Raw genomic sequence first — 17948 nt, 5'->3', positions numbered from 1 at the left:
AAGCTCAAGAGTGCTCAAAAGCGACCCTCGATCATCGCCGCTTGCTGGATCCAGGCTACGCTGTGGTGATGTCATGAATTATGGAAGTCTCAATAAGCTTCCAACCAACGCCTCTGGTTTTCCAGTCCCTCGATAAGGATCGCGCCGACACTCCTCTAGCAACGTGTTGATCTTGCGCAAGACTTTTCGGTCAGTCGCTTGCCAATACAAATAGTCGTGCCACGCGTCGTCGGTGAACATAAAAACACTGTCAGCCTTTGCGGCCTCCTCGTTGCGGCTTTTCTGTTTGTTCATCGCTCAGCAGTTTGCGCGCAGTCGCACCGCCGGCGTTCAATTGAGCGATAGATTTAGCGAGCCGCTGGGCGTTCTTCGACGAACTCAACAGATACAAGGTCTCCTGCATCGCATTGAAATCCTCGAGCGAAACCATGACCACATTTTCTCCGCCCTGTCGGGTTATCAGCATGGGCGTGTGATCGCGGCAGACGTCGTCCATCGCTTGCTTAAAGCCGGCGCGCGCCTCGCTGTAAGTAAGGACGTTCATTCGTTTTATCGACCTGAGAGGTTTGCCCCCAGTCGCTCCTGTCAAAAGTTAGAGACGATTCCACTGCCGAGTTGACCTCTTGCACAGCCGGGACTGGCAGATGAGCCGGTGGCCCAGAAGAAAAAACACATCTGCGCAACGGCAATCATTGTACAGATTACCGTACAGGTCAGCAAATCAAAAACGGCAAAGGAATACGTCGTCTAACCAATAGAAAGCATGCCTGCCGCCGCCCACGCCCGCCACTCAGCCAAACGGCCAATCTCACTGCGGCAGCACCTCTCCCTTCGTCTCCGGCGCAAACGGAATCACGAACAGTCCCACGATAAACGCCAGCGCCGTAAGCGCCACCGGCACGCCCAGCGTATGCATATGCAGCACCGCAGCGCCGAGCAGAAAATTCACGCCTGCCCCGACAAACCGTCCGAACGACGTGCAGAACGCAAACGCCGTGGCCCGTACGCGGGTCTCGAACTGCTCCGGCAGCCACAAGCTGAACAGCGCGAAATTGCCACCGAAGAAACCCAGCACGCAGAGCCACGCAATAAATGGCGCGAGCCCATTCGGCAGATAAAACGCCCAGCCGAAACTGCCGGCAATCGCCACGGCCATGCCGAAAAAGTAAATCGCCAGCGTCTTCTTGCGGCCGATCCGCTCAGCCAGCGGCGGCAACGCGAGACAGCCGAGAATCGTCGAAATCGACAGCAAGCCGGTTGCCAGCGACGCCGTCCGGATCGCATCGTTCTTCGCCATACCGGCTTTCGTCGCCAACTGGATCACAGCCGACGGTTCGTAAACCGCGCCGGCCCACAAACCGATAATCGCGATCGTCAGCAGAATGCACGCAACCCACGTGCGGCGCCGATACGTCGGCCCGAGAATTTCGCGCAGCGGTTTGGCGCGCGCGGCACTCGCGTCCGCCTTTTCCCACGTCTCCGATTCCTTCACGCGCAGCAGCACCAGAATCGCGACCACCACCGGCACCGCGCCGGTCAGGAACATTGCGCGCCAGCCGTAGTGCACGCCGATCGTGTAGTTGAGCGCGGCCGCCAGAAAGAACCCAGCGTAATAGCCCGTTTGCAGATACCCGGCGCCCATCTTGCGGCGATCTTCCGGCCATGACTCGGCCACATAAGTCCCCGCCAGCGCCCACTCGCCGCCAATGCCGACCCCGGCAATGAAGCGATAGATGGCGAGCTCCCACACGTTGTGCGAGGTGGCGGCAAGTCCCGTGAAAATGGCGAACGTGAAAATGGTGCCCGCCAGTACCTTGGTGCGGCCGAAGCGATCCGCCAGCGGTCCCCAGATGAACGACAGGCCCCAGCCCACCAGAAACAGCGCGAACAGAATCGAACCGGCGAGGCCCACATTCGCCGGCGTCGCGGCATACCCGGAGCGCGGCAACAATTCAGTCAACGCCGGCGTCAAAACGAGCGCGTAGATGAACGAGTCCATCCCGTCGAGCGTCCAGCCGGCCCATGCTCCCCAAAATCCTGCGATCTGCGAACGATTGAGCGGCGTGCGGCGCCGAACGACCGGCGTGCGGTCGGTTAGTGAATTCATCATGCTCCTCCGGCCCTGCGGTTGTCATACGTGGCTTACATAAAGGGAACAACGATATGGCGCGCTTGCTAGCGGATCGATGTGCCTCGTATAACGGTGAGAGGACATCGCAGGCCGCCGGGCAGTGAAAAATTTTCCGGGTTTGCCCGCCTGTTAAGTGCGCAATTTCATATATAATATTCAATATCATGAGCGACGCAATAGATGGTTTTCCCCTGGATGCCCCGGCGCGCAGCCCGCTTTTACCCGCGGCGGCGCCCCGTGAGAGCACGTCCCGTGTGATCGCGGAGGCCCTGCGCGCGGCGATTGTCGACGGCACGCTGGCGCCTGGCGCACCGCTGCGGCAGGACGCGATCGCGCGGCATTTCTCAGTCAGCGCAATTCCCGTGCGCGAGGCCTTGCGCCAGCTCGAAAGCGAAGGCTGGGCGAGAGCCGCCGTGCATAAAGGCGCGACTGTCGCGCCGTTGTCGGCGGATGAAGCGCGCGAAATCTATGAGATTCGCTCCGCGCTGGAGAGCCTCGCCATCGGCCTCGCGATTCCGAAGCACACCGCCGCCACGCTGCGCGAATCCGCCGCCCTCTGCCGTGCCGCGGAACGCGAGTCGGACCCGTCGTTGTACGTCGGGCGCAATGAGGCGTTTCATATGAGCCTGTATGCGCCCGCCGCCCGTCCGCAACTCGAGGACATGATCGGCACGCTGCATCGGCGCGGCGAACGGTATCTGCGCCTGAAGTTCGGTTTGCCGTCGTACAAGGGCGAGTCGGACAACGAACACACCGCCTTGCTCGAGGCCGTAGAACGTCGTGATATTCCCGCTGCACAGTCGCTGGTTGTCGCGCATCTGCTCGGCACCGGCGACCTGCTCCATCGTTTCCTGACCGACCGCGCGCAGGCGGAAGCCGCGCTTGCGAATCAACCCAAGCCGCGCGTCAGACGCACGCGCACCACCACCGGGAGCTGAATCCGCCGATGAACCGATCCGCCGAAGCCACCGAAGCTTCCACCACCGCACGCTCCTGGACCACGCGCCGCGACGAAAAGAACCGTCGCCTCGCGGCCATCGCACCGTGGCTGGAAGACGGCGTCCTGCCGACCAACCGTATCGTCGACGCCCTCGAAACATTGATTCAGCCGGGCGACCGCGTCGCACTCGAAGGCGACAACCAGAAACAGGCCGACTTCCTGTCGCGCGCGCTCGCCAAGGTGGATCCGCAAAAAATCCACGACGTGCATCTGCTGATATCGAGCATCGGCCGTCCTGAACATCTGACGCTGTTCGAGCGCGGCATCGCGCACAAGGTCGATTTCTCGTTTGCGGGGCCGCAGAGTTTGCGCGTCGCGCAACTGCTCGAAGACGGGCAACTCGAAATCGGCTCGATCTACACGTACGTCGAGTTGTACGCGCGGATGTTCGTCGATCTCACGCCGCACGTCGCGCTGCTGTGCGCGGAAAAGGCCGACCGTCACGGCAACCTGTACACCGGCCCGAACACTGAGGACACGCCGACCATCGCCGAAGCCGCCGCGTTCCGGCACGGCATCGTGATCGTGCAGGTCAACGAGATCGTCGACGAACTGCCGCGCGTCGATATTCCGGGATCGTGGGTCGACGTGGTCGTAGAGGCGGACAGGCCCTTCGCCGTCGAGCCGCTCTTCACGCGCGATCCGCGCCATATCGGCGATCTGCAAGTGCTTACCGCGATGATGGTGATTCGCGGCATCTACGAACCGTACGGCGTGACATCGTTGAATCACGGCATCGGCTTCGATACCGCGGCGATCGAATTGCTGTTGCCCACCTACGGCGAATCGCTCGGTCTGAAAGGCAAGATCTGCCGCAACTGGACGCTCAATCCGCACCCCACCATGATCCCCGCGATCGAATCCGGTTGGGTCGACAGCATCCATTGTTTCGGTAGTGAGGTCGGCATGGAGGCGTACATCGAAGCGCGCCCCGATGTCTTTTTCACCGGCAACGACGGCAGCCTGCGCTCAAACCGCGTGCTGTGCCAACTGGCGGGGCAATATGGCGTCGACCTGTTTATCGGCTCGACCTTGCAGATCGACGCGGACGCCAATTCGTCGACGGTCACGCGTGGGCGTCTCGCCGGTTTCGGCGGCGCACCGAATATGGGCCACGATCCGCGCGGCCGGCGTCATTCGAGCGAAGCATGGCTCAAGCTGCTGAAGGATCAGGGTCCGGTGTCGCGTGGACAGAAGCTGGTCGTGCAGATGGCCGAAACCTACAAGAAAGGCGGCGAGCCGACTTTCGTCGATGAACTCGATGCGGTCGCGGTCGGCGCGAAGAGCGGCATGCCGATCGCGCCCGTGATGATCTATGGCGACGACGTGAGCCATGTTGTCACCGAGGAAGGCATCGCGCATCTGCACAAAGCCGAAGGGATCGATGAGCGGCGTGCAGCGTTGGCCGCAGTAGCCGGTGTCACGCCGATCGGGCTGCGCGCGAAGCCGGAGAAAACCGCCGAATTGCGCCGGCGTGGCATCGTCGCGTATCCGGAAGATCTCGGCATTCGACGCGGTGAAGCGAAGCGTTCGTTGCTGGCCGCACGCAGCATCGACGATCTGGTGACGTGGTCGGGTGGCCTGTACGAGCCGCCGGCCCGCTTCAGGAGCTGGTAACGATGGCGCCCGCTGTTTTGCTCGAGTGCGAGGCCGACGCCATGCCGGAGGCGAAGGCGGAACTCGCGTCCCGTGCTGCCGTGCTGACTGAGAGAAGTACAGGGACGGCAGAAAGGCCGGCGCTTAGGGTACGGGCAGCACCATCCGATGCGCAGCTCGCGCGCTTCGCGGTGTCCGCACTGATCGAAGAAGCGCAACTCACGCCGAAACCCGCGCTGGTCGACCGGCGCGGCAGCGGTGCGCATCGCGACCTCGATCTCGCCACCATGGTGCGCTCGGCACACGCACTTGAACCGACCTTCGCAGCGCTCGCACGCACAGCGCGCCGCCGCGCTGAACCTTCCGCGCTATTGCGTGCGGAACTCGCGCAAATCGGCCGCGCCGGCGAGCAGGACATGCTGCACGCCACCGGCGGCAGTAACGCACATCGCGGTGCAATCTGGATCGTCGGCCTGCTGGTGGCCGGTGCTTCGATGTCAGGCAGCGCCACGCGTCTGAACGCGTCGTATGTCTGCATGCTCGCCGCACAAACTGCCTGTTTCCCCGATCGTTTCGCCGCCCCCGCCGATAGTCACGGCGAGCGTGCGCGGCAGCGCTATCAGGTCGGCGGAGCACGTCGTGAAGCACAAGACGGTTTCCCGCATGTCATCGAGATCGGCCTGCCCGCTCTACTCGCAGCGCGGGCCAGAGGCGTCGACGAAAACGCCGCGCGCATCGACGCCCTGCTCTCGATCATGGTGTCGCTCGACGACACCTGTCTGCTGCATCGCGCGGGTTTGCCCGGTTTGCACGCCGCGCAACACGGCGCGCGCCGCATCCTGCAAGCCGGTGGGAGTTCGACGCCGGATGGGCACGCCGCCCTCGTGGCACTCGAACACGCTTTGCTGTCCCTCAATGCATCCCCTGGCGGCGCAGCCGATCTGCTCGCCGCCACCCTCTTTCTCGATATGCTGGCGCATCGCGACGCCGGCGGGAGCTCAGCCTCATGGAACATCTGACCTTCGACTATCCGGCGCAACGCGCCGTCACGACCCGTGCGCATGTCGGCGTGGTCGGTTCGGGCGATCTGGAAGTGTTGCTGTCGCCGTCAGAAAAAAGCGCTGCCCTGAGCGCGCATGTGGTCGTGCGGACCAGCGTCGACGGCTACAGCCACATCTGGAAGAGCGTGCTCGACCGCTTCTTCACGCGCTACGACGGCGCAGCGCAAATCGAAATCAACGACTTCGGTGCGACACCGGGCGTCGTCGCGCTGCGGCTCGCGGAGGCCATTGAAGCGGCGGAACAGGGAGACGCCGCATGACTACTGTCGCCACCGCACACCGCGCGCCGATGCTGCGCGAAAGCTTTATCGAACTGCCCGCCCGCGAACGCGCCCGCTCGCTGCTCGACGCCGGCACGTTCCGCGAACTGCTCGGACCGTTCGACAAGATCGAATCGCCGTGGCTGCCGCTGCAAGGTGTCGTCTGCCAGGCGGATGACGGCTGTGTGATCGCACGCGGCACCATCGATGGCGAGCCGGCCGTGGTCGCCGCGATCGAGTCTGCGTTCCAGGGCGGCAGCATCGGCGAAGTGTCGGGCAGCAAGATCGCCGCCGCGCTCGACATGGCCTTGCGCGACTGCGAACGCGGCAAGATCGTCCGCCCTGTCGTGCTGTTCGAAACCGGCGGCGTGCGGTTGCAGGAAGCTAACCTCGGGCTCGCGGTGATCGCCGAGATTCAGGCGGCGATCGTCGCATTGCGCCGGCATGTGCCGGTGGTCGGCGTGATCGCGGGGATGGTTGGCTGCTTTGGCGGTATGTCGCTCGCGGCGGCCTTGTGCTCGTATCTGGTCGTGACGAAGCAGGGGCGGCTCGGCATGAACGGCCCCGAAGTGATCGAACAGGAAGCCGGTATCGAAGAACTCGACGCGAGCGATCGGCGCCGCGTGTGGCAATTGATTGGCGGCGAACAACGGGATGCGACCGCGCTCGCCGATCAACTGGTCGACGACGATGCCGACGCGGTGCGCGCCGCCGTGCAGTCCGCGTTCATTCAAGGGTTGCCGGCTGCGCATCGCAGCGAACAGGTCGACGTCTTTCTCAACCGTCTCGCGCGAATCGACCCGGCCAGCGTGACGCCGGAAACGATGCGTGACGTGTACAACCCACATGCGCAGAACAACGCGCGCAAGGAGCAGGCATGAGCGATGCCACCCTCAGCCGCGGCGCACGCTGGTTCCACGCACTTGCCGGTGAAACGTCCGGTAAAGCGCCCGTATGGAGCGGCGACGCGTCGCTCGGCGGCGAGACAGCGCACTTCATTGCGGTCGTCCCCGACCCCGACAATCGCTTTCCGCGCGCGACCGACAATGTAGTCGGTCTCGAACAAGGCTGGCTGCTCGCACGCGCTGTACGCGAAGTCGTCGCGCAGGACAAAGTGAGCGGTACGCGCCGCCCGATCGTCGCGATCGTCGATGTCAAAAGCCAGGCGTACGGCTACCGCGAAGAGATGCTCGGCGTTCACCTCGCCTGCGCCGCCGCGGTCGACGCGTATGCATCGGCGCGCGATGCCGGGCATCCGGTGATCGCGCTGATCGTCGGGCCCGCCATGTCGGGCGCGTTCCTCGCGCACGGCTATCAGGCCAACCGGATCGTCGCACTCGACGCGCCGGGCACGATGGTTCATGCAATGGGCAAGGAAGCGGCCGCACGCGTTACGCGGCGCACCGTCGAAGCACTCGACGCGCTCGGCGAAACCATTGTGCCGATGTCCTACTCGATGGCGTCGTTCGCCAAGCTTGGCCTGCTCGATCAGTTGATCGAAGGCATCGACGCCGACGCGCCCGATGCCGCGCAAATCGAGCGCGTGCGTCAGGTGTTGACCGAACAGATCCGCAGGGCGCGCGCTGGCGGCCGCGATCTGTCGCATCGCCTGGAATCGGCTGCGGCTCAAAGGAATCGCGCGGCGTCGATCGAAGTGCGGCGGCGTCTCGCCGAACAATGGGATGCCGTGTAATGCAGGTCTGCGCAGCGCCGCCGTTTGCAGCCGATCACGCGCTGTCGTTCGACGCGCGCTGGCAGCCGCATGATCTGCTGCGCTTGCACCGCTTGCCACAGTTTGACGGCGAACCGGCATGGGTTCGTCGGGCTTTCGAGCGTGCGCCGTATGCGGTTGTGCGACGCGCACTGGCCGCTGACGGCTTCGTGGCGATCGGCTTGCGCGGTACGGAGCGATCGCAGCGTTACGGCACGTGGGTGCACCGGGACGATATTGAAATCGCCGTGCCGCCGGAAGCGTTGGCGCGACGCAGCCCGCTTGCGTCGCGCAATGCGTTGCCGACTTTCGCGACCCTTGCTGCACTACGACGCGACACGGCCGGTGCATTGGTCGGATTCGATTGGGGCCCAACCGGCAGCGCAGGTTTTGAGCTGGCAACGCAGACTCCCACGGTCACGTTCTCGAGCGATCTCGATCTGCTGATTCGCGCGCCGGATAAACTTCCGCGTCACGCCGCCATTCAGTTGCTGGACTATCTTCAAGCGACCGCGCAACGCGCCGGCGTTCGTGTGGATGTGCAACTGGAAACGCCCGCAGGCGGCGTTGCGCTGGCCGAGTGGGCAGCGGACAAGGCACGTGTAATGGCGCGCCATGGTCGCGGGCCGCAGTTGGTTACTGATCCGTGGGCACCCGCTCACGGCAATGTCTGATGCTTGCCCTTCTGTTTCCCGGCCAAGGCGCGCAGTCGGACGGATTTCTGCACCGCCTGCCGCAGCATCACGCCGTGACCGGCGCACTCGAAGAAGCGTCTCAGGTGCTCGACATCGACGTACTCACCCTCGACACGCCAGACGCCCTGCGCTCAACCGTAGCCGTTCAGGTCGGTTTGACCGTCGCGGGCGTGGCGATCACGCGGGCACTGGCAGAGGAACAGCTCTTGCCGGAGATCAGCGCGGGTTTGTCAGTGGGCGCGTACGCGGCGGCGGTCAGTTGCGGCGCGATTCACTTTGGCGACGCGTTAAAGATGGTCCGCAAACGCGCCGAATTGATGGAGACGGCGTACCCATCCGGCTACGGTCTCGCGGCCGTATCAGGTTTGACCGAGCACCAACTGGAGACACTCGCCGAGCGACACGCGGATGCGGGCAATCAACGTGTCTACGTTGGCAATGTCAATGCGCCACGTCAGATCGTCATGGCGGGTGCGAATAGCGCGCTGGACACCTTCATTGAACGCGCTTTGGCGGCAGGCGCACGCAAAGCCGTCCGTCTTGCGGTAAGCGTGCCGTCACATTGCGAACTGCTCGCACATGCCACGGACGAACTCGTTGCTTACGCAAAAGACATCCCTTTCCACACGCCACAGACTACCTATGTCGGCAATCGCGGCGGCCGCCCGCTGTACACAGCAGAGGCCATTCGCGACGATCTCGCGACCAATATGCGTCACACCGTACGCTGGTTCGATGCGCTCACCGTGATGCAGGAAATGGGCGCCCGCGTGCTGATCGAAGCGCCGCCGGGCCAGGTGTTGACGGACATTGCGCGCGATAATTTTCCGGCTACCACCGCGCTTGCCGCAAGTGCCTTTTCGTTCGACAAGCTGGTCGCCACGGCGCGTAGGCGACTCAGCATGGATGGACTTTAAGACGCGGCCATTCGGCCGACTCGAGCCCCGCCTCACCGCCTCTCAATCAACTGCCGCCCCATCGCCTTCGCATACTGATCACACGCGTTGCGTGCAACGCGTGATGCCGCTAGCACGCCAACGTCGGCGTCGTCGCGGTAGATCATCGCAACGTCGATCGGCGGCGGCAGCGGACGCACCTGCAATTGCCCCAGTTCGCCGCTGCTCAGAAACGGCTCGACGAACAGCGCCGGCACCGCCGCAACGCCATAGCCATCGCGCAACAGTTTCACGATCACCGCAACCGATGGCATACAGGTCACCTGAGTATCCGCAAGCGGCACGCCGGCGCGCTTCGCGAGCATCTCCACGATCGCCTGCACGGCGACTTGCGGCGCGGTGCCACGGCCGAACGTCAGCACGGGTTTCTGCAGTACCGTCTGCACGTGTTTCGCGCGACTCGCCGGAATCAGATCGTTGCGCGCGATCCAGCGCACCGGATAGCTCGCCAGCAAACTTGAAACGATCGACGCTTCCTGCTCGCCGGTTTCCTCCACCTGAATGACGAGATCCAATTCGCCCGCACGCAAACGAGGCCCAAGCACGGCGCTCGAGTCGACGGTCAGGTCGACGACGATGCGCTTGTACTCGACGTTCAGCATCCGGATGTAGTCCGGCAACCAGCTATGCACCACCGTTTCGATAACGCCGAGCCGAAGCCGCTTCGTCACCTGGGTTTCGTCCTGCGCGGCCAGTTGCAGCGAGCGCGTGGCCTGCACCACCGAGCGCGCATGCGCGAGCAGTCGTTCACCATGCGCCGTGAGCTGGAACTCGGCGGCGTCGCGCTCGATCAACTCGACACCCAACTCGGCCTCAAGCGTTTTGATACGTAGCGAAATCGCGGCGGGCGTGGCGTGCATGGCAGCGGCGGTCGCGCGAAAACTGCCTAGACGAGCGAGCGTCAGAAACGTTTCGACAAAGCGGGTATTCATTGCACTAGCTCTCCCAACAGCGACCCGAAAGACTCGATCATCGCCGCAAAATCGCTGGCGATGCTGTTAAGTTTAATTTAACGAAACACAAGAATAACTCGCTGGAAGGATATTTTTGGCGTTACTAATCTGACTCCCATCGGTCACCCGGACCTAGCTGGAGTCAAGCCGTTCATGTCCTACACGCCATCCGAGTTTCGTCAGCAGATTCGCAGCCGCCGTCTTTCCGGGCCGACCGCAGGCTACTGCGGCGACTATGCGCAAGCCAATCTCGCGATCTTGCCCCGGCAATACGCCGACGACTTCCTGCGCTTCTGCACGCTCAATCCAAAAGCTTGCCCGTTGCTCGGCATCGGCGAACCCGGTGAATGGCGTGTCCCGTCGCTCGGCGCCGATCTCGACATACGCAACGACGTCCCCGCGTTTTATGTGTATCGCCACGGCGAACGTGCCGAGGAGGTGCGCAGCCTCGACGAACTGTGGCGCGACGATCTGGTGGTGTTCGCGATCGGCTGCTCGTTTTCGTTCGAAGAAATGTTGCGGCGTGAAGGTATTCCGCTGCGCCATATCGAACAGCAGGTCAATGTACCGATGTATCGCACGCGGGAACGCAACGTGGCTGCAGGGGTGTTCGGCGGCAATCGCGTAGTTTCGATGCGACCGATGAAAGCCGCCGACGCGATCCGCGCCATCCAGATCACCAGCCGTTTTCCCGCGGTACATGGCGCGCCGGTTCATATCGGCGATCCCTCGCTGATCGGTATTCGCGACATCACGCGGCCCGATTTCGGCGACGCAGTCGAGGTACGCAGCGACGAGTTACCGGTGTTCTGGGCCTGTGGCGTCACACCGCAAGCCGCAATAGAAAGCGCGCGTTTGCCGTTTGCAATCGCGCACAAGCCGGGACACATGCTCGTCACCGACATTCCCAACACCACGCTGGCGATGCTCTAGCCGAGGCGTTATTTGAGTTGTCCCACCATAAGCCGCGCACCAAGACGCAGCCACTGACTACGACCGGAGCCCAGCTATGAAAACCGAAGCACAGTTGACCGCAGACACCGAGCGCTACAGTGCGCCCGGCACGGGCAAAAACCCGTTTGCGTGGTATCAACAGATTTCCGTTAGCGAGAAGCGTGCGTTCTGGAGCTGCAAGATCGGCTACGTGCTCGACGCAATGGACACGCAATTCCTGAGCTTCGTGATTCCGACGCTGATCGCGACATGGGGTATTACGCGCGGCGATGCGGGTCTCATCGGGACGGTCACGCTGCTGAGTTCCGCGCTCGGCGGCTGGGCGGCCGGTGTGCTGTCGGATCGCATCGGCCGGGTGAAGACCTTACAGATCACGATTCTCTGGTTCGCGGTTTTTACACTGGCTTGCGCGCTGGCACAGAACTTCTCGCAGTTGCTGTGGGCGCGTGGACTGATGGGGCTCGGCTTCGGCGGCGAATGGACGGCGGGCGCGGTGCTGATCGGCGAAGTGATCCGTCCGCGTGACCGCGGCAAGGCGGTGGGTCTCGTACAGGCAGGCTGGGCGATCGGCTGGGGCGTGTCGACGCTGCTGTTCATGGCCGTGTTTTCATGGATACCGGCCGATTACGCGTGGCGCGTGCTGTTCGCGATCGGTATTGCGCCGGCACCATTCGTGATCTGGATTCGCCGCTTCGTTGAAGAGCCGGAGGTGCATCGGCAGCAGAAAGAAGCGCAAGCCGCGGCACAAACGCGTCCCTCGCTGCTCGACATCTTCCGCCGCGATATCGTCTGGACGACGCTGCGTGCGTCCATTCTCGCGACCGGCGTGCAAGGCGGCTACTACGCGGTGACCACCTGGCTACCGACGTATCTGAAGACCGAGCGGCATCTGAGCGTGATCGGCACCGGCAGCTATCTTGGCGTGGTGATCGTCGGCTCGTACTGCGGCTATCTGACGGGTGCTTACGTCAGCGACAAGATCGGCCGCAAGCGCGCGTTCATCACGTTCGCGCTGGCCTCGTGTGCTATCGCGCTGATCTATACGCAACTGCCGCTCGATAACCTCACGATGCTGGTGCTCGGTTTCCCGCTCGGCTTCTGCGCGTCCGGTATTTTCTCGGGGATGGGCGCGTTCCTCACCGAGCTGTTCCCGACGCGTATTCGAGGCTCCGGCCAGGGCTTCTGCTACAACATCGGGCGGGCGGTCGGCGCGACGTTTCCGTTCCTGATCGGCTACGTCTCGCAGACCATGACGCTTGGTCACGCGATCGGCGTATTCGCCGCCGCGGCTTACGGTATCGTGATCCTCGCCGCGCTGACGTTGCCGGAAACCCGCGGGCGTGAACTCAGCACCTAAGCCGCGCTATAACGCCTGCTCCGGCGCGCGTCCAATCACATGTGAATCGGACGCCGCTGGTGCATCGCCGCGACCGTGCTCGCGGCCTGGCGTCATCACAGCGCCGGTGCCGCCCGGACGCCCCACCGATTTCGCATGCCGCTCGATCAGTCGCTGCAGCAGACAGAATGCGCACAGCAACGCACCGATTACGATGCGGGTCCACCATGAACTAAGCGTGCCGTCGAAGGTAATCAGCGCCTGGATCGTGCCCAGAATGCCGACGCCGAACAGCGAACCGATCACATAGCCGACACCGCCCGTCAGCAAGGTTCCGCCGATCACCGTCGCCGCGATCGCGTCGAGCTCCATACCCTGCCCTTGCAGGCCATAACCCGATAGCACGTAGAACGTGAACACCGCGCCGCCGAGCGCCGAACAGAAGCCGCTCAGCGCATACACACCGATCCGCGTGTGCGCGACCGGCAAGCCCATCAGCAACGCCGAGCGCGGATTGCCACCGATCGCATACACGTTTCGGCCAAAGCGCGTGAAATGCGCGACATAGATCGCCGCGGCAAGCGTGACGAGGGCGATCAACACATTGGCCGTCACCGAACCGACGCCGATGTTGAGCCGAAACGCAGAAATCTTCTGGAACGTCGGGTCATTGATCGTGATCGACTGCGTCGTGATCAGAAAGCACAAGCCACGCGCGAAAAACATGCCGGCCAGCGTAACGATGAACGCCTGCAAACGGAAAAAGTGAATCAGCGCGCCCTGTACCGCGCCGAACACCGTGCCCATCAGCAACACGATCGGCACGATCAGCCAGACCGACAGATGCATGTGTTCGGACAACACCGCTTCGACGATGGTGGTCAGCGCCACCACCGAGCCGACTGACAGATCGATCCCGCCGGACACGATCACAAACGTCATACCGATTGCGACAATCAGCAGGAAGGCGTTATCGACCAGCAGATCGAGCAGCACTTGCCACGAGAAAAAGCCGGTGTACATCACCGAGCCGAAACCGAACAGCGCGCAAAACAGCAGGACAGTGACGGCGATCGGTAAGGTGCGCGGATCGACGATATGAGCCCAGGCCTCGAGGAGTCGTCTCATCGCGCCACCCCGCGCTGCCTGAAGAGCGACATGGCGAGCGAGCGCGCCGAGGGCGACTGGATCACGCTCACCGCCAGCACCACGGCCGCCTTGACGACGAGCGTCGCTTCCGGCGGCACGCCGATCGAATAAGTCGTATAGGTCAGCGTCTGGATGATCAACGCACCCAGCACGGTGCCGGCAAGACTGAAGCGGCCGCCGAGCAGCGATGTGCCGCCGAGCGTCACCGCCAGAATCGCATCGAGTTCGAGCAGCAGGCCCGCGTTGTTGCCATCGGCGCTGCGCACGTTCGAGCTGATGAGGATGCCCGCCATCGCCGCGGTCAACCCCGAGAAGCCGTACACCGCGAATACCAGCGCTTTCGAGCGCAGGCCGACGAGACGCGTCGCCACCGGATTGACGCCGATCGCGCGAATGAAGAGCCCGAGCGCGGTGCCTTCAACGAGCCCCGCGGTGGCCAGCACCGCAACGCTTGCGATCCACACCGAACACGGCACGCCAAGCCAATACCCACCGCCGACGAACAGATAGCCCGCTGCGCCGATCGGAATGATCTGCCCTGCCGTCAGCAATTGCGCAATGCCACGGCCGGCGACCATCAGGATCAAGGTTGCGATGATCGGCTGCATGCCGACGAATGACACCAGCAACCCGTTCCACATGCCGCTCAACACACCGACGATCAGCGCCGCGACCAGGGCCTGTGCGATCAACCCGGCGCTCGGCGCGGCTTGCGTCGCGAGTATCGTGGCCGCTGCGGCGCCGGCGATCGCGACCACCGCGCCAACCGAAATATCAATGCCGCGCGTGGCAATCACGAGCGTCATGCCGGTCGCAACCAGCACCAGTGGCGCAGCGCGATTCAACACGTCGATCGGCGCGCCGAACAGATGGCCGTCGAGCATCCTCAACGAAAGAAAATTTGGATTCACCAGGAGGTTCAGGGCGCACAGGAGCACCAGCGTGACGCACGGCCAGATCAACGGGCGCTCAGCCCCATCGCGCACGAACCAGTTCGATAGCTTCATTCGCCGCTCCCCGCGATGAGTCGATAAATGTTGTCTTCATTCGAAGCCTTGCCGGCCACTTCAGCGATCTTGCGACGGTCGCGCAGCACCGCCACGCGATGACTCACACGCAGCACCTCGCTGATCTCCGACGAAATGAACAGGATGCTCAGACCGTTCGCGCACAGCGCTAGCAAGCGGTCCATGATGTCGAACTTGGCGGCGACGTCGATGCCGCGAGTGGGCTCGTCGAGAATCAGGAGTTTGGGATTCGTGGCAAGCCAGCGCGCGAGCAGCGCTTTCTGCTGGTTGCCGCCGGAGAGCAGCCCGATCGGCTGTTCGGCATCCGCTGCCTTGATGCCGAGGCGCTCGATCCACATGTCCGCGATTTCTTGCGCGCGATGCCGTTTGATCTTGCGCAGCCAGCCGCGTCGCGCCTGCAGCGCCAGCAGAATGTTCTCGCGGATCGACAGTTCGGCGACGATGCCCTCTTTCTTGCGGTCCTCCGCGCAATAGCCGATGCCGTGGCGCACCGCATCACGGGGCGAACGCAGCCGCACAGGCCGGCCTTCGATCAGGATCGTGCCGCTGTCGGCGCGATCTGCTCCGAACAACAGCCGGGCGGTCTCCGTACGGCCCGAGCCTAGCAGGCCGGCCAGGCCCAGGATCTGGCCCGGCTGCACGTCGAGGTCGATCGGCTGCAACGTGCCTCGCCTTCCGACGCCGCGCAATTCGACGAACGGCTGAACAGAGTCTTTGCTCTCAGGCCCTTCCTGAACAGCGTGGCCGTCATGTGCCGCTTCGCGCAAGCGCGCGCTCATGCGCTCATGGCCGACCATCTTCGCGACCAGTTGATCGGCTGGCAGATCGCGCGCGAGATATTCGCCTTCACGCTCGCCGTTGCGCATTACCGTGATGCGATCGGAGATGGCATAGGTTTGCTCGATAAAATGCGTGACAAACAGAATTGCAATTCCCGACTGCTTAAGATGCCGAAGTATTTTGAAAAGCTGTGCGACTTCGCCGTCGTCGAGACTCGAGGTCGGCTCATCGAGAATCAGCACGCGGGCGTCGACTGACAGCGCCCTCGCGATCGCCACCATCTGCTGCACGGCGATCGGATAGGCGTCGAGCGACCGGGTGACGTCGAGCGTCACGTCGAGACGGGCAAGCGCTGCCTGCGCGCGCCGCTTGATGTCGGGCCAGTCGATCGCGCCAAAACGCTTCGGCTGCCGGCCCGCAAAGATGTTCTCCGCCACCGACAGGTTCGGGCACAGGTTCACTTCCTGATACAGCGTGCGCACGCCGGCCGCTTCCGCCTCCTGCGGCGACGCAAACGCGACGATCTCGCCACCGAGGCGGATCGTGCCGGCGTCAGGCGCGACTACACCGGTCAGTACGTTGATCAGGGTGGATTTGCCGGCGCCGTTCTGCCCCATCAGCGTGTGAATCTCGCCGGGAAACAGGCGAAAGTCGACCTGTTGCAGCGCTTTCACGCCCGGGAACGTCTTGCTGACACCGGTAGTGGCCAGAATGGGTTCGAGTGCATTCGAGGCGGCGCCGTCGCGAGCGTCGCCTGTGACGGCCTTCATGGCCGGCGGATTGGGTTCCGATGCGGGATGCGTCATAGACCTCGCTCGATCGGCGGTGCATTGGTCGGATGGGCTCAGGCTGGCTCGGTTCGGCGCGACCTGATTCTGCGGAAAAGAGACCGCCCGCTGCCGAAGCAGTCAGGCGGTCAGGCACCACTGGAGAAACCCGTACGATCTGTCCGTACTTCGCTTATGTTCTGCGTCTATCGTAGGGATGGCTAATCAATTAGCCATCACACTCCGCCTCAGTACTTGCGCGTCGGCAAAGTCTGCGCCGCGACGCTCATCGGGAAGACAGTCTCTTCCGTCAGGATGCGCTTGGGCAGCGGCTTGCCGGCCACCACGTCCTTAACCGCCGACATCAGTTGCGGCCCCAGCAGCGGACTGCACTCCACATCGACATTCATCTTGCCCGCGGCCATCGCCTGGAAGCCGCCCTTGGTTGCATCGAACGAGACGACGGTGATGTCCTTGCCCGGATGCATGCCGGCCTCTTCCATCGCCTGGATGGCGCCGAGCGCCATGTCGTCGTTATGCGCATAAACTACATTTATTTTATTTCCATAAGTTTTTATAAATGCTTCCATCACCTGCTTGCCACCGGCAAGCGTGAAGTCACCGCTTTGCGACGCAATGATCTTGAATTTGGGATCGCTCTTGATCACTTCGATCAGGCCTGAATGCCGGTCGTTGGCAGGCGCCGAGCCGACCGTTCCCTGCAGTTCGGCGATGTTGATCGGGCCTGGATCACTCTTATAGTGATCAGCCAGCCAATGACCGCCGCGCCGGCCCTCTTCCATGAAGTCCGAGCCAATCATCGTCACGTACAGCGACGTGTCTTTCACGTCGATATTGCGGTCGGTCAGGATCACCGGAATTTTTGCGGCCTTAGCTTCGCGTAGCACCGGCTCCCAGCCGGATTCGACGACCGGCGAGAACGCGATCACGTCGACTTTCTGCGCAATGTAGGAGCGAATCGCCTTGATCTGGTTTTCCTGCTTTTGCTGGGCGTCGGAGAATTTGAGCTTGATCTTCGCATCCGCCGCCGCGGACTTCACCGATTCGGTATTGGCGGTTCGCCATGCGCTTTCGGCGCCGACCTGGGCGAAGCCGAGGGTGATCTGTTTGTCCTGCGCGTATGCGCCCGGCGCTGTGAGCGCCAGTGCGCCGATGCTCGAGCAAAGCGCGAGCGCGCCCAACGCACGACATGCGGCGCGTCGTGTATTCGCCATGACTGTCTCCTGATCGTTGTTGTGTCGGCGATCCATCGAACCCGCCCGATGTTTGCGGCCCTCACGGTGCGTGGATCGTGATGTAGCGTAGTGTCTGGGGCGTTAACCGTCCAATCATATGATTCGCGTCGGCGATACCAATTCTGGTATAGCGGGCGGTATCGGCAGTAGCCGCGGACGTGGGCAATGCTGCGGGGTTCACTCGAACATCGGCGATGACTGAACGTGGCGTTGGCGATGCTTTTTATGCGCTTAAGTGCTCGATGCGGCTTCGGGCCTGGCAGCGAGTGGGTGCAGGGGCTTTGGGGGCTCCGGGCTTTCGGACCAGAAGCGGCG

General features: G+C 63.0%; 18 protein-coding genes. 10 read left to right on the top strand and 8 right to left on the bottom strand.

The window, feature by feature from the left end; all coding sequences use genetic code 11:
* Window positions 1-78 precede the first annotated feature (78 nt).
* From BM438_RS43400 to BM438_RS43390, 3 genes are all read right to left on the bottom strand, one after another.
* Window positions 79-240, bottom strand: a complete 162-nt coding sequence (locus BM438_RS43400) for a Txe/YoeB family addiction module toxin (protein ID WP_093647535.1) — start codon at window positions 238-240, stop codon at window positions 79-81.
* Window positions 241-250: 10 nt separating this feature from the next.
* The gene (locus BM438_RS43395) at window positions 251-544 is read right to left on the bottom strand and encodes a type II toxin-antitoxin system Phd/YefM family antitoxin (RefSeq protein ID WP_093647533.1); all 294 of its coding nucleotides are present in this window, start codon (window positions 542-544) and stop codon (window positions 251-253) included.
* 264 nt (window positions 545-808) lie between these two features.
* Entirely contained in the window at window positions 809-2107 is a 1299-nt protein-coding gene (locus BM438_RS43390; RefSeq protein WP_208620828.1) for an MFS transporter, read from the bottom strand.
* 188 nt (window positions 2108-2295) lie between these two features.
* Here BM438_RS43390 and BM438_RS43385 point away from each other — a divergent pair, with 188 nt between their 5' ends.
* Genes BM438_RS43385 through mdcH form a run of 8 tightly spaced genes read left to right on the top strand, consistent with a single transcriptional unit; the run spans window position 2296 to window position 9371 of the window.
* A complete protein-coding gene (locus BM438_RS43385) occupies window positions 2296-3069 on the top strand; it encodes a GntR family transcriptional regulator (RefSeq protein WP_093647529.1) in 774 nt (257 codons plus the stop codon).
* An 8-nt stretch (window positions 3070-3077) separates the two neighbouring features.
* The gene (gene mdcA / locus BM438_RS43380; protein WP_093647527.1) at window positions 3078-4748 is read left to right on the top strand and encodes a malonate decarboxylase subunit alpha; all 1671 of its coding nucleotides are present in this window, start codon (window positions 3078-3080) and stop codon (window positions 4746-4748) included.
* Window positions 4749-4750: 2 nt separating this feature from the next.
* Window positions 4751-5746 carry a triphosphoribosyl-dephospho-CoA synthase gene (locus tag BM438_RS43375; RefSeq protein ID WP_093647525.1) on the top strand — a complete coding sequence of 332 codons (996 nt, stop codon included), beginning with the start codon at window positions 4751-4753 and terminating at the stop codon, window positions 5744-5746.
* On the top strand, window positions 5734-6048 hold the full coding sequence (locus BM438_RS43370) for a malonate decarboxylase subunit delta (RefSeq protein WP_093647522.1): 315 nt from the start codon (window positions 5734-5736) through the stop codon (window positions 6046-6048). Before BM438_RS43375 ends, BM438_RS43370 begins: the two co-directional genes overlap by 13 nt.
* Entirely contained in the window at window positions 6045-6929 is an 885-nt protein-coding gene (locus BM438_RS43365; protein WP_093647520.1) for a biotin-independent malonate decarboxylase subunit beta, read from the top strand. Before BM438_RS43370 ends, BM438_RS43365 begins: the two co-directional genes overlap by 4 nt.
* Complete coding sequence (gene mdcE / locus BM438_RS43360) at window positions 6926-7741, top strand: biotin-independent malonate decarboxylase subunit gamma (protein ID WP_093647518.1); 816 nt, start codon at window positions 6926-6928, stop codon at window positions 7739-7741. Before BM438_RS43365 ends, mdcE begins: the two co-directional genes overlap by 4 nt.
* Window positions 7741-8433 carry a malonate decarboxylase holo-ACP synthase gene (locus BM438_RS43355; protein WP_093647516.1) on the top strand — a complete coding sequence of 231 codons (693 nt, stop codon included), beginning with the start codon at window positions 7741-7743 and terminating at the stop codon, window positions 8431-8433. The genes mdcE and BM438_RS43355 overlap by 1 nt, the downstream gene beginning before the upstream one ends.
* Window positions 8433-9371, top strand: a complete 939-nt coding sequence (gene mdcH, locus BM438_RS43350; protein WP_093647514.1) for a malonate decarboxylase subunit epsilon — start codon at window positions 8433-8435, stop codon at window positions 9369-9371. The genes BM438_RS43355 and mdcH overlap by 1 nt, the downstream gene beginning before the upstream one ends.
* A 32-nt stretch (window positions 9372-9403) precedes the next feature.
* Here mdcH and BM438_RS43345 read toward each other — a convergent pair whose 3' ends face one another.
* Window positions 9404-10342 (bottom strand): LysR family transcriptional regulator, encoded by a 939-nt coding sequence (locus tag BM438_RS43345; RefSeq protein WP_093647512.1) that lies wholly within the window; start codon window positions 10340-10342, stop codon window positions 9404-9406.
* A gap of 174 nt (window positions 10343-10516) precedes the next feature.
* Here BM438_RS43345 and BM438_RS43340 point away from each other — a divergent pair, with 174 nt between their 5' ends.
* Window positions 10517-11296 carry a putative hydro-lyase gene (locus tag BM438_RS43340; protein WP_093647509.1) on the top strand — a complete coding sequence of 260 codons (780 nt, stop codon included), beginning with the start codon at window positions 10517-10519 and terminating at the stop codon, window positions 11294-11296.
* A 76-nt stretch (window positions 11297-11372) separates the two neighbouring features.
* Complete coding sequence (locus BM438_RS43335; protein WP_208620826.1) at window positions 11373-12674, top strand: MFS transporter; 1302 nt, start codon at window positions 11373-11375, stop codon at window positions 12672-12674.
* Window positions 12675-12680: 6 nt separating this feature from the next.
* Here the strand turns inward: BM438_RS43335 and yjfF are convergent, their stop codons facing one another.
* The 4 genes from yjfF to BM438_RS43315 all read right to left on the bottom strand — a co-directional run bounded on the left by yjfF (window position 12681) and on the right by BM438_RS43315 (window position 17612).
* A complete protein-coding gene (gene yjfF / locus BM438_RS43330; RefSeq protein WP_093647507.1) occupies window positions 12681-13781 on the bottom strand; it encodes a galactofuranose ABC transporter, permease protein YjfF in 1101 nt (366 codons plus the stop codon).
* Window positions 13778-14809, bottom strand: coding sequence for an ABC transporter permease (locus BM438_RS43325; protein ID WP_093647504.1), 1032 nt, complete (start codon window positions 14807-14809; stop codon window positions 13778-13780). The genes yjfF and BM438_RS43325 overlap by 4 nt, the downstream gene beginning before the upstream one ends.
* Window positions 14806-16416, bottom strand: a complete 1611-nt coding sequence (locus tag BM438_RS43320; protein WP_093647502.1) for a sugar ABC transporter ATP-binding protein — start codon at window positions 16414-16416, stop codon at window positions 14806-14808. Before BM438_RS43320 ends, BM438_RS43325 begins: the two co-directional genes overlap by 4 nt.
* Window positions 16417-16625: 209 nt before the next feature.
* Complete coding sequence (locus BM438_RS43315; protein WP_054040303.1) at window positions 16626-17612, bottom strand: ABC transporter substrate-binding protein; 987 nt, start codon at window positions 17610-17612, stop codon at window positions 16626-16628.
* Window positions 17613-17948: the final 336 nt, after the last annotated feature.

Source organism: Paraburkholderia aspalathi (assembly GCF_900116445.1).
GTDB classification, from domain to species: Bacteria; Pseudomonadota; Gammaproteobacteria; order Burkholderiales; family Burkholderiaceae; genus Paraburkholderia; species Paraburkholderia aspalathi.
This window is presented reverse-complemented; position numbering and strand designations above follow the sequence as displayed.

Excerpts from the sequence above, each read along its gene's own strand:
- BM438_RS43400 (WP_093647535.1), bottom strand. The coding sequence starts at position 240 with ATGTTCACCGACGACGCGTGGCACGACTATTTGTATTGGCAAGCGACT.
- BM438_RS43395 (WP_093647533.1), bottom strand. The coding sequence starts at position 544 with ATGAACGTCCTTACTTACAGCGAGGCGCGCGCCGGCTTTAAGCAAGCG.
- BM438_RS43390 (WP_208620828.1), bottom strand. The coding sequence starts at position 2,107 with ATGAATTCACTAACCGACCGCACGCCGGTCGTTCGGCGCCGCACGCCG.
- BM438_RS43385 (WP_093647529.1), top strand. The coding sequence starts at position 2,296 with ATGAGCGACGCAATAGATGGTTTTCCCCTGGATGCCCCGGCGCGCAGC.
- mdcA (WP_093647527.1), top strand. The coding sequence starts at position 3,078 with ATGAACCGATCCGCCGAAGCCACCGAAGCTTCCACCACCGCACGCTCC.
- BM438_RS43375 (WP_093647525.1), top strand. The coding sequence starts at position 4,751 with ATGGCGCCCGCTGTTTTGCTCGAGTGCGAGGCCGACGCCATGCCGGAG.
- BM438_RS43370 (WP_093647522.1), top strand. The coding sequence starts at position 5,734 with ATGGAACATCTGACCTTCGACTATCCGGCGCAACGCGCCGTCACGACC.
- BM438_RS43365 (WP_093647520.1), top strand. The coding sequence starts at position 6,045 with ATGACTACTGTCGCCACCGCACACCGCGCGCCGATGCTGCGCGAAAGC.
- mdcE (WP_093647518.1), top strand. The coding sequence starts at position 6,926 with ATGAGCGATGCCACCCTCAGCCGCGGCGCACGCTGGTTCCACGCACTT.
- BM438_RS43355 (WP_093647516.1), top strand. The coding sequence starts at position 7,741 with ATGCAGGTCTGCGCAGCGCCGCCGTTTGCAGCCGATCACGCGCTGTCG.
- mdcH (WP_093647514.1), top strand. The coding sequence starts at position 8,433 with ATGCTTGCCCTTCTGTTTCCCGGCCAAGGCGCGCAGTCGGACGGATTT.
- BM438_RS43345 (WP_093647512.1), bottom strand. The coding sequence starts at position 10,342 with ATGAATACCCGCTTTGTCGAAACGTTTCTGACGCTCGCTCGTCTAGGC.
- BM438_RS43340 (WP_093647509.1), top strand. The coding sequence starts at position 10,517 with ATGTCCTACACGCCATCCGAGTTTCGTCAGCAGATTCGCAGCCGCCGT.
- BM438_RS43335 (WP_208620826.1), top strand. The coding sequence starts at position 11,373 with ATGAAAACCGAAGCACAGTTGACCGCAGACACCGAGCGCTACAGTGCG.
- yjfF (WP_093647507.1), bottom strand. The coding sequence starts at position 13,781 with ATGAGACGACTCCTCGAGGCCTGGGCTCATATCGTCGATCCGCGCACC.
- BM438_RS43325 (WP_093647504.1), bottom strand. The coding sequence starts at position 14,809 with ATGAAGCTATCGAACTGGTTCGTGCGCGATGGGGCTGAGCGCCCGTTG.
- BM438_RS43320 (WP_093647502.1), bottom strand. The coding sequence starts at position 16,416 with ATGACGCATCCCGCATCGGAACCCAATCCGCCGGCCATGAAGGCCGTC.
- BM438_RS43315 (WP_054040303.1), bottom strand. The coding sequence starts at position 17,612 with ATGGCGAATACACGACGCGCCGCATGTCGTGCGTTGGGCGCGCTCGCG.